This window comes from Paenibacillus sp. LjRoot153 (genome assembly GCF_964253085.1).
In the GTDB taxonomy this organism is placed as follows: Bacteria; Bacillota; Bacilli; order Paenibacillales; family NBRC-103111; genus Paenibacillus_E.
Genome location: NZ_CAXUQH020000001.1, coordinates 2908801 through 2926607 on the forward strand (window position 1 = coordinate 2908801; position 17807 = coordinate 2926607).

General features: G+C 44.7%; 8 protein-coding genes. All 8 read left to right on the forward strand.

Features of this window, described 5'->3' with window-relative positions; genetic code table 11:
* Positions 1-15 precede the first annotated feature (15 nt).
* The 8 genes from ACSQ8P_RS12335 (at position 16) to ACSQ8P_RS12370 (ending at position 17684) form a co-directional block, all read left to right on the forward strand.
* A complete protein-coding gene (locus ACSQ8P_RS12335) occupies positions 16-4596 on the forward strand; it encodes a family 43 glycosylhydrolase (protein ID WP_436235444.1) in 4581 nt (1526 codons plus the stop codon).
* A 401-nt stretch (positions 4597-4997) separates the two neighbouring features.
* Positions 4998-5924, forward strand: coding sequence for a dihydrodipicolinate synthase family protein (locus ACSQ8P_RS12340; RefSeq protein ID WP_436235445.1), 927 nt, complete (start codon positions 4998-5000; stop codon positions 5922-5924).
* 2 nt (positions 5925-5926) lie between these two features.
* A complete protein-coding gene (locus ACSQ8P_RS12345) occupies positions 5927-9064 on the forward strand; it encodes an alpha-mannosidase (RefSeq protein ID WP_436235446.1) in 3138 nt (1045 codons plus the stop codon).
* A 25-nt stretch (positions 9065-9089) separates the two neighbouring features.
* Positions 9090-9881, forward strand: coding sequence for an HAD family hydrolase (locus ACSQ8P_RS12350; RefSeq protein WP_436235447.1), 792 nt, complete (start codon positions 9090-9092; stop codon positions 9879-9881).
* A 176-nt stretch (positions 9882-10057) separates the two neighbouring features.
* Complete coding sequence (locus tag ACSQ8P_RS12355) at positions 10058-12040, forward strand: hypothetical protein (RefSeq protein WP_436235448.1); 1983 nt, start codon at positions 10058-10060, stop codon at positions 12038-12040.
* Between the two features lie 25 nt (positions 12041-12065).
* A complete protein-coding gene (locus ACSQ8P_RS12360; protein ID WP_436235449.1) occupies positions 12066-13127 on the forward strand; it encodes a bifunctional heptose 7-phosphate kinase/heptose 1-phosphate adenyltransferase in 1062 nt (353 codons plus the stop codon).
* A gap of 496 nt (positions 13128-13623) precedes the next feature.
* Positions 13624-15462 (forward strand): exo-alpha-sialidase, encoded by a 1839-nt coding sequence (locus ACSQ8P_RS12365; protein ID WP_436235450.1) that lies wholly within the window; start codon positions 13624-13626, stop codon positions 15460-15462.
* Positions 15463-15488: 26 nt separating this feature from the next.
* Entirely contained in the window at positions 15489-17684 is a 2196-nt protein-coding gene (locus ACSQ8P_RS12370; RefSeq protein WP_436235451.1) for an exo-alpha-sialidase, read from the forward strand.
* The last annotated feature ends 123 nt before the right edge of the window (positions 17685-17807 follow it).

The window sequence follows — 17807 nt, forward strand, 5'->3', positions numbered from 1 at the left end:
GAAGGGAAGTAAAAAATGGGGAAAGAAAAAGCTAAATCAAGAGCAACTTTAAAAATTTCTCTTTGTCTTAGTCTGATATTAACATCTATGCTTAGTTTTAATACGAGTACAAATGCTGCAGCTGTACCTACAGTTAATATTGATTATAATATTGAAAAGCAGGAAATCGACGGCTTTGGTGCATCCAACGCCTGGTCGACAGGGATTGTACAAAATCTCGCAAACCCACCACAGAAGGAAATACTGGATGCGCTTTTTAGTACTTCTAATGGCGCAGGTCTTAGTATGGTTAGAAACAGGCTTCCTTATGACATCGTATCGGAATCAGGCACATGGAATTGGAATAATTGGGATATTAATGGTACAACCTGGCTTTTTAATAAAATAAAAACTGATTATAACGTAACCAAATTTTTCACTACTCCCTGGACACCTCCGCCGTTTATGAAGACTGGCAGCACAGGAACATTCGGAGAAATCGGTGGTAAGCTCAGAACTGATAAATATCAGGCATATGCTGATTTCCTAGCTGACTATGTGACTGGATTTAAGACCAATAAGGGAATCGATATCTCAGCCATATCTATACAAAATGAGCCAAACTGGGCGCCGAATTATGAATCTAGCAGTTGGACTGGGGATGATTTTAACAATTTTATAAAGGGTTATCTAAAGCCTACCTTTGCCCAAAAAGGTGTGACTGCGAAGCTTATTATGCCAGAGGGGTTAAATTTCAGCGAAGATCTGGCTGTTCCAGCATTGAATGATGCCGATAGCAGGGATCGCGTAGATATTGTAGGTGTACACCAGTATGCCGTAAATCAACAAGATCCAAATCTTGGAGCGAAGTGGTTGACGCAAACGAAGCTTTATAATAAAAAGTTATGGGTGACAGAAGCTTCTATAGGTGAACTCAATGATCCAACCATAAATGACGGTATCTATTGGGCGAAAATGATTCATAAGGATATGACGGTAGCAGAAGTAAATGCGTTTAACTACTGGTGGCTTTGGAATAACACAAAAGACAGTGTAAATTCTGTTGGAGACAAAGGCGCACTAATTACATTTCATACGGATGATAATGGTGCTGTCAAAAGTTACGATTTGAATAAAAGATTGTTTACTCTTGGTCAATACAGCAGATTTATCAGGCCGGGTTATAAAAGAGTCAATTCGGATGTAACCCCAGCAACGGGTGTATATACAACTGCGTATAAAGACCCTTCCAATGGAAAGTTAGTTATTACAGCTATAAATGACAATGACAATGACACTGCATTAACGTTCAATGTAAATGGTAAAGCTGTAAAATCGTTTACTACTTATAGAACTTCGTCTAGTGAGAATATTGCAAATTTAGGCGATACCACTGTAAATGGAAGCTCACTTCAAGCCATGCTTAAGGGGAAAAGTGTTACAACTTTCTATGCAGACGTTTATACACCAATTGCCAAGAACCCAATAATATGGGCGGATGTACCGGATGTTGATGTGATCAGAGTAAATGATACTTATTATATGACCAGTACTACCATGCACGTGAATCCTGGTGTTCCTATCATGAAGTCCAAGGATCTTGTAAATTGGGAGATCGTCAATTATGTGTATGATATTCTTGCGTCTACGGATAAACAAACGCTTTCGAATGGGCAGAACATATACGGGCAAGGCTCATGGGCAAGCAGCATAAGATACAATAATGGCAAGTTTTATGTGGTATTTGCCTCCAATGATACGGGTAAAACGTATATCTTTCAAACCACTGACATAGAAAAGGGCACATGGGAAAAGTATGAGCTTGCCGGTGGTGTTTATCATGATATGTCATTGCTGTTTGATGATGACGGACGTGTATATATGGTATATGGCGGCGGAGCCATTAAGATTATTGAACTTACTTCAGATGCCACAGCGATCAAAGCAGGCGGAATGAATAAAACAATCATTCAAAATGCAAGCGCTCCCGGAGGATCCGGTGGTCTTGGAGCTGAAGGCTCGCACATTCATAAAATTAACGGTAAATATTACATCTTCAATATATCATGGCCATCAGGAAGCATTCGTACTGAATTAGTACACAGGGCTGATACAATAGATGGCACTTATGAAGGAAAGATTGCTTTAAGATCGGGTAGTACTTCCAACAGTGCTGGTGTAGCACAGGGGGGGATTGTTCAAGAGGCTGACGGAAAATGGTACGGCATGTTGTTTCAGGATTATGGGTCCGTAGGACGTATACCTTACATTGTGCCGATGACTTGGAGTCAGGATGGATGGCCTGTATTCGGGGATGTCAATGACACTGGGATTCCTGCTGCACTTTCAAAATCCTGGGTTTCATCAGATAACTTTGATCAGAGAAATGAGAAAGTTGGTGCTTATCATACAGAAGTAGCTAGTGGCGAAAATGACTACAATGGATCCAATCTGGCATTAGTATGGCAATGGAACCATAATCCTGATAATAGATTCTGGTCTCTTACCAATCGGTCAGGGTATCTAAGACTCACTACCGGAAGAACGAGCACTAGTATTCTTGATGCCAAAAATACGCTTACACAAAGAACCTTCGGACCGGAAAGTTCAGGAACAATTGCTATCGATGTTAGCCATATGAAAGACGGGGATTATGCAGGAATTGCCGCCTTCCAACAGAACTACGGGTTTGTCGGTGTTAAAATGTCCGGCACTACAAAATCTGTTGTTATGGTGAATGGAAGTTCAGGGTCAGCAGTGGAAGTAGCAAGTGTCCCCCTTACTCAGAACACCGTATATGTAAGGACTGAATTGGACTTTAAGAATAGGACAGATAAAGCAAAGTTCTATTTCAGTCTTGACGGTGAGCGTTGGTCATCCATAGGAAATACACTTCAAATGTCATATACACTTCCTCATTTTATGGGCTACCGATTTGCCTTATTCAATTATTCAACAAAGACAACAGGTGGTTACGTTGACTTCGACTATTTCAAATTAGATGACAAGTTGGTTGGTTCAAACTTTGATACGAATTTGAAGTCACTCCAGGTAAACGATACACAAGTGAATGGGTTTAGTCCAAGTGCATACACCTATTCTCTAGATGTTCCTGCAGGATCGGTTCCGCCGCAAGTTACTGCTGCTTCAAATGATCTTGGCGCGAGTGTTACGATTATACAAGCATCGGCGGTACCCGGAAAGGCCACGGTGACTGTAAGCAGGGAAGGCTTACAAGCTACGGTATATACCATTAATTTTAATACACCAGCCATCGTGGCCGTTGAGGCAGAAGCTGCAGCAGCAAACTCAGCCAATGCCTATGTATTTGGCACCGCAAATGGCCATACCTGGTCGCTTGTTGACGGATTGTCCACGAAAGCTATGCAATTTAGTCCAGATGATGGTATTGCTGTCACACCAGGTACTGATGCTGCTAGCCTCGCTGCTGGTTCCCGACTGAATTACAAGATCAACTTTACAACTGCAGGAACCTACTATGTCTGGATACTTGCCAAGAGTCATAGTTTCCAAACGGACTCCGTCCACGTTGGATTGGATAATACGTATAAATTCACTTCTAACGGTATTCAGAACGTGAGTAACAGTCAGTTTAAATGGGTCAATCTCAGTAATGGGGGTACACTTGTAACTGGTGGCACTCCATTGAATATTACCGCTGGTGTGCATGAATTGAACTTATGGGGAAGGGAATCTGGCTTAATCATAGACCGGATATATGTAACCACAAGCGATGCAACCACAGATCCTGTTTGGCCTCAGCCGCTTGTACCTACAGCTGCCATTTCAGCAGACATCAGTGTGCAGCCTGGAAGCAGCTTTACAGTGGGAGTTAGCCTGAACAATGTGACACAAAGTGTTTATGCCCAGGACATCACCTTATCTTATGATTCCAACATATTTGACTATGTGAGTGCGGCAGGTGCAAACAACATCCAGATCGTATCAGAGGATAAAGCCACCGCTGGGAAAGTGAGACTCATCACCGCTAATACGGGGGGAGGGATATCTGGAGCCAGTACACCGGTTCTAAATCTAACCTTCAAGGTAAAGGCTGGTGTTCAGAATACCAGCGGAACAATTGCAGCTGCCCAGGTAAAGCTTGGTGTGGCTCCAGAGGGAACTGTGATTCAAGCGGAGCTTGGCAGTAAGAGCATTTCAGTAGGCAGTATTGGAGTAGTTGTAGATAAGACCGCTTTGATAACAGCCATTACGAGTGCACAGGGCTTTTATGACGCAGCGGTCGTTGGTACAGCGGCAGGTCAATACCCGCAGGCAGCCAAGGATGTATTCGGTGCATCCCTCATTGTAGCAAAAGCTGTAAAAGACAACCAAAGTGCGACACAGTCCCAGGTTGACAGTGCCGCAACAGCACTAGGCAATGCAAGCGATACCTTCAAGGCAGCTGTTGTTAAGTCTGCAGACCTTAACAAGGATGGAAGCATCAATGTAGGTGATCTTGCGATGGTTGCTTACTATTACGGTAAGAATTCCAATAGCACAGACTGGGCGGCAGCTAAGATTGCAGATATGAATAACGATAATAAGATCGATATTAGTGATCTTGCGTTTGTTGCGTCAAAGTTACTCCAATAAGTGATACACTCGTTCGGTGTGATTATACTTATAAGTCCGCCGTGTGAATGTAACGGATGTAGCTGGTATTGGTCTATCGATTCAGTCAGATCCACTAGCACCTGTAGAGTGAAAAATTCAGTTTGAGTTCTTCTTGCCTAGTCATAACGTACCTTCATACGCATAGTAAACCTTCTCGGAAAATAATCAAACAAGCGAAAGGGGCTGCCATTAGGCAGCCTCTTTTGTACGTGTGGTTAAATGAAACATAAGCGGAAAAATGGCACATACCCTGGAGGAGCTAAATGGTTCACGATATGGCAATTTGGAGATGTTCTCGCTTTGACGAGGCGCTTATACTGAGGTTGCACTATCCAAAAATCTTTGAACAGGACATTTTAAAAGCAAGGAGTGAGGCAATTGTGGATCCATTAACCATGCGCGGTATTATTACGGTTTTGAACACCCCGTTCACCATACAGAACGAGCTTGACGAGGCTTCGCTGCGGCGAAATGTCCGGTTGGCAATGGACGCGGGGGTCGTGGGCTTTCTTGTGCCTGGTCTGGCTGCTGAACTATATCACTTGACACCAGAGGAAAGGCTACGTATGACTCAGGTTGTGGTGGAGGAAGCAGGCGGCCGTGTTCCAGTCATCGGAGGAGCAACGGCGGCTTCTCCTGTTGAAAGGTTGAAGTATGCAGAACAATTTATCGGACTTGGATGTGCTGGAATCCTTGTGAATATTCCGTATCAGGATGATCAGCAATACGAGCGGGATGTGCGGGTGATTGCCGGTGTTAATCCTGGCTTTTTGATGCTGCAAGACTGGGATCCTTCTGGTTTCGGTGTGCCTGTGCCGCTAATCGCCAAGCTATTCCGCGAGATTGAGGCCTTCCGCAGCTATAAAATCGAAGTGGTTCCTGCTGGTGTAAAGTACAGTCAGGTCCTGGAAGCGACGGGCGGCGGCCTGCATGTTGCTGGAGGATGGGCCGTGACACAGTTTATTGAAGGATTGGACCGTGGGATTCATGCTTTTATGCCGACTGGTATGCATGAAGTGTATACCACGATATACCGAAAGTACGCGGAAGGGAAAAGAGAAGAGGCTGTAAGGATATTTTATCAGCTGCTGCCCGTTTTGGCATTTGCGAATCAGCATCTGGATGTGTCCATCCATTTTTTTAAACGACTCCTATACAGGCAAGGCATATACGAAACCCCACACGTGAGAGAACCGATTTTACCGTTTGACCCCTGCCATGAGCGGATTGCGGATGAATTAATAACTTATATCTCTCAGTTGACGTTAAATGAATGCTCTAAAAATAATGAAGTACGGGAGGAATAACCTTGAGTAGTTTGAATCCAATGTTGCTGACTGAGAAGAAGTTGGAGAGACGGATTACGGAATTGGAGAAATACCGGTACAAGAATCATAGGCAGATTCCTAGGTTTGATTTTTGGGTGGATGTGGAAGCTGTTATTGGCAGCATGCCGGCATCTGATACCGAATGGGGTTCAATAGCCTTGGGCAACCGATGGAAAGGCAGAGATGTTACCGCATGGATGAGAGCTGAAGTGACGATACCTAACGAGTGGGCTGGTCAGAAGGTCCTGGGGTTATTCGATTTTGGAAAAACAGGCGAGGGGCATAACTCAGGGTTTGAATCATTGTTGTATGTGAATGGGAGGCCTTTCCAAGGTGTAGGCAGCAATCACATGGAAGTATTTATGCCGGAAGAGCTGGTTGGGCAGAAGCTGGAGCTGCTTTTCAAAATTTGGTCGGGATTAAACGGCAATACGGGTATTCGCAGTGATCTGGAGCACGAAATTAAACATTCCTCATTGGCTGTACTCGATATCGATGCGGATGACTTGTACTACACGTCGCTAGCAGTTTGGCATACTCTTCAGGTTTTAGACAGCAATGGTTACGAATACGGACGACTTATGCAAGCACTGGATAGGGCATTCCTTCTGATCGATTGGCGTGACCCGGGCAGTCCTGATTTCTACAGCAGCATTGGTAAGGCTAACCGTAAGCTGCATGAGGATTTACAGGAAATACCTAAAACAAATGAAGTAACTGTTCGGTGTATTGGGCACACACATATTGATGTAGCTTGGTTATGGAGATTGAAGCATACAAGAGAGAAAGCGGCCCGTTCTTTTTCGACGGTACTGCGCTTTATGGAACAATTTCCGGAATATTTTTTTCTGCAAACCCAACCTCAGTTATATGATTATTTAGAGAAAGACTATCCGGAGATTTTCGGGCAAATCGAACAGCGAGTTCAGGAAGGACGTTGGGAAGCCGGCGGGGCCATGTGGTTAGAATCGGATTGTAATATTCCTTCAGGCGAATCATTGGTTCGACAGCTCGTCTACGGTCAAAGATATTATGAGCAGAAGTTTGGTGCCCGCTGTGAATATTTATGGCTTCCCGATGTATTTGGATACAGCTGGGCCTTGCCTCAAATACTCAAAAAAGCTGGCTTACGCTATTTTATGACAACGAAGATCAGCTGGAACGTATACAATCGATTCCCTCACGATACGTTCCATTGGTCTGGCATAGATGGTACAGAGATCCTCACGCATTTTATTACGACACCCGACCCGTACCGAAGTCCTACAAGTATGCTGAAGTTTTATACCTATAATGGACATGTGCTTCCGCAAACCACAGCAGGAATATGGCGGGATTATCGCGACAAGGAAATTAATAATGAACTGTTGTTATCCTTCGGTTATGGAGACGGAGGCGGCGGACCAACAAGGACGATGCTGGAGATGAGAAGACGTTTGGAGCATATGCCGGGTTTGCCTAAGGTGGTGACCGGACGTGCCGATGAATTTTTTAATGAGTTGGAGGAGAAGGTTAATACTACCGATCGTTACGTTCATCGTTGGGATGGTGAGCTGTACCTTGAATTGCACAGAGGGACGTATACCTCCCAAGCTTATAATAAAAAGATGAACCGTCACATGGAGAATTTGCTTCGCAATGCGGAGATGGTGTCTACATTCTACAGCACTATAGCAGGGTTCGCCCAATATCAGCAAGCCTCGCTGTTTGACAGTTGGAAAATTGTGCTTCGTAATCAATTCCATGATATTCTCCCTGGATCCTCCATCGCCGAGGTGTATGAGGATTGTCATGTCGAATATGCGGAGGCGGAGCAACTGGCTGAGGGTCCGCTGATGGATAGTATGAAAGGTTTGACCCAATCAGTGAATACCGAGGGTCATGCCGGATATTTACTGTTTAATTCCCTTCCTTGGGCGAGGGAAGAAGTGATCGAAATTGATGAGGAAGAGTCTAAATCGTTAATTGAAGTACAAATTCCAGCGATGGGATATACGTTCATACGTTCTTCTGAGATCCCCGAGAAAGCAGCGCAAAGCAAACTGAAAACGCCGATTACCGCTTCACGAAAAGGAGCATCTACGCCATTTTATGAGCTGGAGTGGAATTCCAATGGGCAGATGACTCGGATATATGACAAGGTTAACGATCGTGATGTCCTGCTCGAGGGAGAAGTTGGCAACCGTCTGGATGTGCATGAAGATAAACCGGCAGATCATGATGCATGGGATATTGATATATTCTATTTGGAGAAAACCCGACACATTGAGCAATTGAAGTCGGTCGAAGTCGTGGAATGCGGATCGCTGCGCGCTGTCATTCGTTTTGTATGGACCTATGGGAATTCGGAGATTCGTCAGAACCTGATGCTGTATACGACTCATCCGCGAATTGACTTCATTACCGAGGTGTCCTGGCATGAGCCTCAGCAATTATTGAAGGTTGCTTTTCCTGTTAATATTCGATCGACGACAGCCACTTATGAAATTCAATATGGGAATGTACAGCGTCCAACGCACTGGAATACCAGCTGGGATTATGCCCGTTTTGAAACCTGTGCTCAGCGGTGGATCGATCTATCGGAAAGGGATTATGGAGTGAGTTTGCTGAATGATTGCAAATATGGTCATGATGTGGTCGAGCAAACGATGCGGTTGACTTTGATAAAGTCAGCGATCAGCCCAGATGCTGCTGCGGATATCGGGGAGCATAGTTTCACTTACTCGCTGCTGCCGCATGCAGGAGATTGGTTCACTGCTGGCACGCAAATGTATGCACAGCGATTGAATACGCCGATCATTCCAATGAGAGTTGCAAAGGATCAGCAGAGTACAGCAGGATTGCCACAGAAACTTAGCTTCTTCACTTGTGAATGCGAACACGTATCAGTGGATACGATTAAGCGGGCAGAAGACACAGATGATTGGATCGTTCGTTGTTATGAGTATGGCGGTAAAAGAGGGAAAGCGCACTTCCGCAGCTATTTTGCCATTGAGATGGTTGAGGAAGTCAATTTGATGGAGCGGGAAGCCGAGGCTATCCAGGGGAAAAGTGATCATTTTACTGCATTCTTCAAGCCATATGAGCTCAAAACCTTCAGAATCAAAATGAAGATGTAACTTAACAAATAAACGGAGGGCTGACATGATGGCGGCGCTGACCACAGTGTTATTTGATTTTGATGGGACATTGTCCACGCTTCGCGAAGGCTGGGAGGATGTTATGGCTCCTTTTATGAAGGAATGTATAACGGGTAACGTCAAGCTGTCTGAAGTAGAGGAAAGTGCTCTCAAGCAAGAAATTATGGATTATATCGAGGATTCCACGGGAATACAGACGATTTATCAAATGCGCTGGTTGGCTGAGACGGTTCGCCGTAAAGCTTGGAACCCCCAAATTTTTGATGAATGGGAGTATAAAGCCGAATATAATCGCCGGCTGCTGCTGCAGGTAAAAGAGAAGGTCGAGTTACTCGATCAAGGTAGATTGCAAGCGGAGGACTTTCTTATGAAGGGCTCGCTAGCTTTCCTTAATCTTCTACAGCAGCGCGGCATTGAAATGTATGTAGCAAGTGGAACCGACCATCCCGATGTGGTGAGGGAAGCGGAGGTGCTTGGAATTTCCCATTATTTCAAACAAATTGTCGGAGCTCCTGTCGGGAAGGCAGAGTGCTCGAAAGAGAAAGTGCTTGTTGACTTAATGGAGCACAATGGGTTGTCAGGGCGGCAGCTGGCTGTGATTGGTGATGGAAAAGTGGAGATCGGGCTAGCTAAAAAACGAGGGGCTATCGCGATCGGCTTGGCAACTGACGAGCGAAGAAGAGAAGGGATAAATCCGGATAAACGAGCGAGATTAGAGAAGGCTGGAGCGGATTGGATTACAGGCGACTTCCTTAAGGCAGAACAGTGGCTCAATGCTCTGGGCCTGTCGATATGAAGGACGATTGAGAGGTGATCATATCGTATGTAACGTAGTAGCGGCTGCTGGATTACCGATGACATCATATATCGGCAATACCGATCGATCCTGCTGCAATACAAATTCTCCTCTTATTAGATCGCGGAGGATAGCTTTTCCTGGCTGGAATTTGAAGTGAAGGAAGGGAATAAGCAATGAAACGTGCACCTTTGCTCTCTTTTGATAATATCCGGACCAACTCCGTGTACACGCGAACGAATCTGGTGACGATTAAGAATATGGCAGAGCCCTATACGGATACGCCAGCGTTATGGCCCAAGCATCCAATGTCAGAACAAGCATTCGACACTTTGGTAGAGAAAATTGTTCAAACACGTGCTGCTGGGATGCCAGTCGTCTGGTCAATGGGCGCTCATGTCATTAAGAATGGCATGTCACGCTATATTATCGAGATGGTACGGCATGGCATTCTGACCCATGTGTCCGGCAACGGCGCAACGAGTATTCATGATTTTGAATTGGCTTTCCTTGGCGAAACCTCAGAGGATGTTGCCGCTTCGATTGAGGACGGTTCCTTCGGGATGTGGGAGGAAACAGGAAAGTTTATAAATGAAGCGATTATACAGGGAATGCATGCTGGATTAGGATATGGGGAGAGCTTATATCGATATCTAGAGCGGAACCCGGAACAATTTCCCCATTACGAGGATTGTGTGTTCGTTCAATGTCAGTTGGCCGGTGTCCCTTATACATGTCACATCTCGATTGGGACGGATATCATTCATCAACATCCCAGTGTTGATTTTCAGGCTCTTGGAGCTACCAGCGGGAGAGACTTTGAAACGATGTGTCAGTCGATTTCCGGTATGGAGCAGGGCGGTGTGTTTCTAAATTTCGGCTCAGCGATATCCGGTCCAGAGATTTTCCTGAAAGCGCTAAGTCTTTGCCGCAATGCACAACTGCCAATGAGCGGAATCGTCGCTGCCAACTTTGATATTGTACCGGTGCAAGGCGATTCAACACCCTCTGAAAGAGAACCAGACTATTATTACCGTCCTCGCCGCAATATGGTGGAGAGGTTAGTGGGGATCGGCGGAGAAGGAATGCTGTTCCATGGGCTGCATCAGGTTACTATACCTCAGTTATTCCATCGAATCTTAGAGCGTAAGAGGCAATTAGGTCTAACTTTTAAGCCTCTAACATACACAAACAAGCTTGATGCTGCTAAGTTTACGTTATTTCCAGTATCAGAGCGCTCTGATCGGTTCCACTTCGGTCAATTACTTAAGCCTGAACAGGAAGAACCGTTAGAATGGAAGGGTCAAGAAGAGCAGCCTTTTACTGAATTTATTTCTAGCTTGAAAGCGATCCGGCTATGCGGGAAGTCCATTCTGGTCAACCTGGGTGGGAATGTGATTGGAAGCGGAGTGAATCTGTTTCTTATCGATCTGATCCAACAGGGATTCATCACGCATCTGGCGTTAAATGGTGCCGCAGCATTTCAGGATTTTGAGCTGGCTGCATTTGGTCATACAGAGGAATTGGATGAGGACTCCCTGGCAAAAGGGAAATTGGGCATGTGGCAGGAACCCGGCAGTAGGCTTCATGCTGCTTTGGAATATGGCTATGGGAATAAGATGGGATACGGGGAAAGCTTGATGCATGCAATGGAAGTGGAGCACGATCAATTCCCATATAGGGACAGCAGTCTCTTATTCGCTTGCTTGAAGCAGGGCATTCCATGCACAACTCATATTACAATCGGTACGGATGCCATTCAGCAACATCCTGATGTGAATTTTGCGACACAGGGCGGTGCAAGCGGCAGGGATTTTCATATGTATGCACATACCGTTTCCAGACTAGATGGTGGAGCATTTCTCAACTTTGGCTCTACGGTTACCGGACCTGAAGTTTTCCTGAAGGCCTTATCGATTTCCCGAAACTTAGGCCATACGGTTCAACGTATTGTTACCGCCAATTTCGATATCGTCCAACTGGGAGATTATCATAGCAAGGTCGGATATGAGGATTGGGATTATTATTACAGACCGCGAAAAAATATCATTCATCGTCCTACCAGCTTGGGAGGGAAAGGTTATCATTTCGAAGGTCTGCATCAAGAGACAATTCCAGCTGTATGGAGGAATTTAACTTCTGTGGATTCATGTAAATGAAAGAAAGGAGAAGGTTGCGATCGGAATGCAAATACCCCATAATCAGCCTTTCATATCACCAGGAGATCATTCACTAACACGCAATCAAGTAGTTGATATTTTGCAGCGAATTTCTTCTTTGAGAGTAGGCGTTGTCGGCGATGCCTGTTTAGACATCTACTGGCATGCCGACATGACAATAAGTGAGTTGTCCAGAGAAACGCCCCATTATAACCTGCCCATCACCCAAGAGGAACATTCTCCTGGTGCAGCTGGTAATGTAGCTGTTAATTTTACCAAATTAAATTGTGCAAAAGTGTCGATTTGCTCTGTATTTGGAAATGATTGGCGAGGAAATCTGTTAATGGATAAGTTTAGTGAGCATAACGTGGATTATTCTTACTCTCAAAGAGATCAACATCGTTATACACCAACTTATTGCAAAACAATCCGACATGGCTTGCAGGGGGTCCGACAGGAAGATAGCCGACATGACTTTGTCAATCGGACAGAACTATCGGAAGCTTCGACATTGCAGCTATTGGAGGACCTGGACCGGATGGCTGCCCACGTTGATGTGATCGGTGTCATTGATCAAGTTGATAACGGGGTTGTGAATGCCGCAGTATTGGAAAGATTGCAATATTGGTCGGCCCAGGGGAAACTGATTGTCGTCGATAGCCGCAACAGAATTAGCTTATTTCGTGGATTGATTGTAAAACCTAATGAAGTCGAAGTATTGCGAAGTATAAATAAGAATTCCATCCTCCTACAAGAAAGTCAGCACGAAATGGTTAGAGCAGGGCTTCAATTGTCGGATCAAGTGGGCAAACCATGTTGTATTACTTTAGGTGATAAAGGTGCAATGTGGATTGAAAATCAATTGTGTACATTTGTTCCGACAGAAGCTGTTGCGCCACCCATTGATATCACCGGAGCCGGAGATTCGTTCAATGCAGCTTTGATCTCAGCATTGGGAGCAGGCTGCAGCGGAACGATGGCGGTAGCATTCTCTCACTTGGCTGCTGCTGTTTCCATTCGGAAGCTGGACGGGGTAGGTACTGCTTCACCGAAACAAATATTAGACCGTTACGATGAGTTGAATTGAGGGTCTTTCTCATGGAATACTTGATGTACTGGATGCGTAAATAATTTTTGGGGGGGACCTAAGAGGTTCTCCTTTTTTATTTTTTGGGTATTTCGTGACAACGTTTATCTAAATATTGGAGATGATGCCCATTTATTTTATTCCAGATGAGCAGTTTAAGACGATCCGGCATTACGGACTGTAAAAGTAAAGGATTACACGTTTAGTAGCTATTTGCATCATAGCGGAGAAATGAATCACGGTCCGAAAAGCGGATAAACGGTACTATAAAACGCCGATTTGGCTATTCAAATGCTCAAAAATGGTGTGCTAATATCCTTTTGTAAGGCAAACCAATGGCATGGGAGGATCTAATCTATGAAATAAAAATACGGAAATGAATAAAAGGTAGTTGAATTCACTGATTGCAATGTAAGCGTATACAAAAAAGTTGGATTTATGAAAGGACGTGAGCGGTTTGAAGAAGAAGAAACGTTTAAGCCTCTTATTATCTCTAATGTTAATTTTTAGTATGTTAAGTTCTGTAGTTGCGGATGCAGCAGCGCCGGAAGGCATTACCCATGCTAGAATGATGCCCGTCGACACTCTTGCCAATCATGGTTCTACGATGGTTGAACTGCGAGATGGCACGCTCTTCTCTGTATGGTTTAACGGAAATGGCGAAAGAGACGGGAATTTAACCAAACTGATCGGTTCTCGCTCGAAGGATGGCGGGAAAACTTGGACAGAACCATTTGTTGTTTATGATACATGGGATTTCCCAGATAACAACCCGGTTCTTTTTGTAGATAGCACAGAAAGACTTTGGCTGTTCTACGGCGTCATATATAACGGACAATGGGTATCAACGCAAACGAAGTTCATGTATGCCGATAAGGGCAGCTATGAGTATAACACTCGCAATGGCGGAAACGCGAAGTGGCACTATCCACAGCCAATCTATACCAATGTTGGCGATGGCATGGTTGGTGAAGGTAAGTACTCAAATGGACAATGGACCTATGGCATCAAGGGTGCTGATATTAAGTTTGTAAAACCAAGTTCAGTGACTGCTAATAGTCCTCTGGATCCGTCAAAGTATGTACCCGTAACTTCAAAGTTTGACGCTGCTACGCGTTATATTACAGACAGCTTTGTTGTCTCGATGAGAAATAAATACGATCAGTACATTACATATTTGAATGCCGCAAAGCCTTACGATGATGTATATGAAGGTAGAACAGCTGAAGTCGTCAATCTGCTTACCACAGGAGTCTTTACTCCGAATGGTACTGGTGGTTATACCAAATATGAGCCGCCAATTATTAAAAATTCAATTGAACGTGCTTCCGGTGCAGATAATAACGTGAACACATGGGGGCCAATTTACCGCAGACTTGGATGGCAAACGAAAAATAAACCGATTGAAGTAACACTTGCAGATGGTGTAACCAAACGATTAATTTTGCCGTTGTATTCGGATTCGTTGTCAAATTCAGTTTGCGCATATACCGACGATCACGGCATCACCTGGAAATTTAGTGACCCTATTGTGGGCTCAGGTACGATTCAAGGCTCACTGATTCAAAAGAATGATGGCACGATTCGCGGTTACTTTAGAAGCGGTAAGTTAGATGGCAGAAACGGACGTATGGCATGGCACACGACATACTCAGAGTCAACCGATAACGGGGTAACGTGGAGTGTTCCGAGAGTCGATCCTTACTTGAAAAATGATGGCGGCTTTGAACTTTCTAAGCTTCCAAATGGCGACTGGTTAATAGCTACAAATCAAGAAACCGCACGAAGTGCAGTTAAGACTACGCAAGACGGTAATAGAAGTTCTTTCAGTTTATTGCTTTCTTCCGATGAAGGGTTGACTTGGAAGCCGATCATGATTAAGGATGGCATGAACAATGGTGAGACCTATGAATATCCATCGGTTGTCGTTGACAAAGTTGGGAACGCGTTGATGAACTACACATATAAAACGCCATCTGGTCCAACGATTGGCTTCTCTAAAATCGCAAGCAATGAGATTGGGACGTTATTTAATTCTGTTACGACAGCAACTTACGGCGCTGGACTTACACTGACGAATGACAGTGTTACACATTTGCCGACAATTGTACTGAACGTAGGAGAAACTACGCCACTTAAGTACAACCTAACGATAGGCGGGGTATCTTCCGATGCAGCAATAAACACACTGACTTTGACTTCAGATATGCCTGCTGTAGCTACAATTAACTCCATGACCGGGGTCGTGACTGCACTGAAAGCAGGAACTGCAATGATCACTGCTGTAAGCAACCAATACGGAACAATTTATAAATGCATTATTAAAGTTAACTAAATTACCCATTGAAAGGAGTAATGTAGATGAAAGGGAAATTCAAGTTACTAACTACACTGACTGTTTGTGCGGCGATCTCTGTAACAAGTATAGTTCCTGCTGCCTTGGCTGCTCCTACTGGAACATTTAGCTATTCGGATAAAGCTGTAAGTATTTTCAATCCAATCAAGGATAACGGTGCTGCAGGAGACCACATACACGGGTCCAGTATTGTAGAATTGCCAAGCGGAGAGTTGTTATGTGTATGGTTTCAGGGAAATGGCGAACGAGATGCGACTACGACACGAATTATGGGAGCACGGTCAGCGGATGGTGGAACAACGTGGACGACACCCTTTGAAATGACCAATGCACAAGATATTGCTGATATTAATCCAGTCGTATACGTGGATTCCGGCGACCGTCTCTGGTTTTTCTGGTATCCCGTATTAGCGGGCAGATGGCAAACTTCCCAACCTAGATATGCTTATGCCGAAAAAGGCAACTATGAGTTTTCACAGGTTGGCAACAAAGCTCCTAACTGGACATTTTCTGAAAATGTAGGGATTAAACTCGGTAAAAATATTGGCGGTGTCGTCAATCCGAACAGCCCAGACGATAATATAAGTTTGTCACTTGATGATAGAACTGGAGCAGCAACAAGACCTTCTTGGGCGACAGCGCCTGTTGTAGCGCGCCCTGAGTTGGCAAAAGGTTTTGTGAATACGATAAAAACTAAGCTTGATGAGCAAAAAGAGTATTTGTTCAAACCAGTTGCAGATGGCGGAGCAGGTATGAGTCGTAGAGTCAATGAAGCTGAGTTTGATGGTCTGGTCGCGCAGACTATGCAGCTTATTGGCGGCGACCCAACGAAGTATCTGTATGCTCCGACAGTAGCGGACGTCATTTATCAAGACCGTTCAGGTTACCCATACGCCCGTCGTCTCGGCTGGCAAACCAAAGATAAGCCGTTTGAGGTAGCTCTTGGCAACGGCAAAGTGCGATTAATTCTGCCCCTGTATTCGGATGTGTTGGAAATGAGCATTATGGCATTTACAGAGTATGATCCTTCCAAACCTCTTGAGGATAACTCGGTTCGTTGGGAGATGAGTGAGCCTATTGTAGGTGTCGCCAACATTCAGGCCACGATGGCTCAAAGACAAGACGGCACGATTGTAGCTTATATGCGTGACAATGGTCCAAGACCTTATCGTGTGGTGGCTTCCGAGTCTAAAGACAAGGGATTGACATGGTCAACGGTCAAGGACGTTCCTGAACTGCAGGATCCGGGTGTAGGGCACGATCTTCTGCAGCTTAAGAATGGTAATTGGGCATTCGTTCACGTTGATACGGAATCGAACCGAAATACGTTGGCTGTCGCACTATCAGATGATGAAGGGAATACGTGGAAATACAGAAGGCATCTTGCCCTGGATACAAGAAGCAGTACGGGAAGCTACCATTACCCTGCTATAACGCAAGCAGATAATGGAGATATCCTAATCAGCTTCAGCCGATTCTTCTCGTCGCTTGATAAGGATTCCAACAATCAATCCTTGTCCAGCTATAAAAATATTGCCTTCTCCAGAATTACCGAGGACTGGATTAAGGAAGGTGATCCTGTAAACATTATCAGAGAATATGAAAGCTTCGATCGTGAAATTGCAGTTCCTGCATCTTTCAATATCAGTACTGCTTCCGATAGTGAGATTAAGGCCCTGTTCCCATCTACAGTTAAAGCATATACCTCCTATAAATCGGGGGCAGCGAACGGTGTGCTTCCTTCGGTTGATGTGCCGGTGAATTGGGATGTTGCAGCTATTAAAGCGAATTATAAACTTAATGCTTTAATTAGCAACCTTACCGGCGTTGTTGATGAGACTAAGCTACCGCAGGGTGTAACAAGCGATATGCTGCCGTTCTTCAAAGCACCATTGAGAGTCTATCTGTACGTTGATCCGGCAGCGATTGCAGCGCAAAAGGTGGAGCTTGAAAAGGAGAATGTTGCAATAGGCTTAGGCAACTCTGAACAACTTGTTGCAATCGTATCTCCTGCGAATGCAAGCAATAAAACAATTTTGTGGAGTTCCAGTAATTCCAGTATTGCCAGGGTAGATGAGTTAACAGGTCTGGTTACTGGTGTAAGTAAAGGGAAAGCGGAAATTACTGCGACAACGCTGGACGGCGGCTTTGTTGCAACAACGAGAGTCGTTGTTGTGCCAGGTAATGCTAGCAGCAAGTAGCCGAACATGAAGGTGGAAAACAAGAAGACCGCTTCCCTAGCTGGGGGCGGTCTTCTTGTTTTCCAGGGGATGTCCACGTGACCATTATGACTTTTTGCATCATAGCGGAGAAATGAATCATGA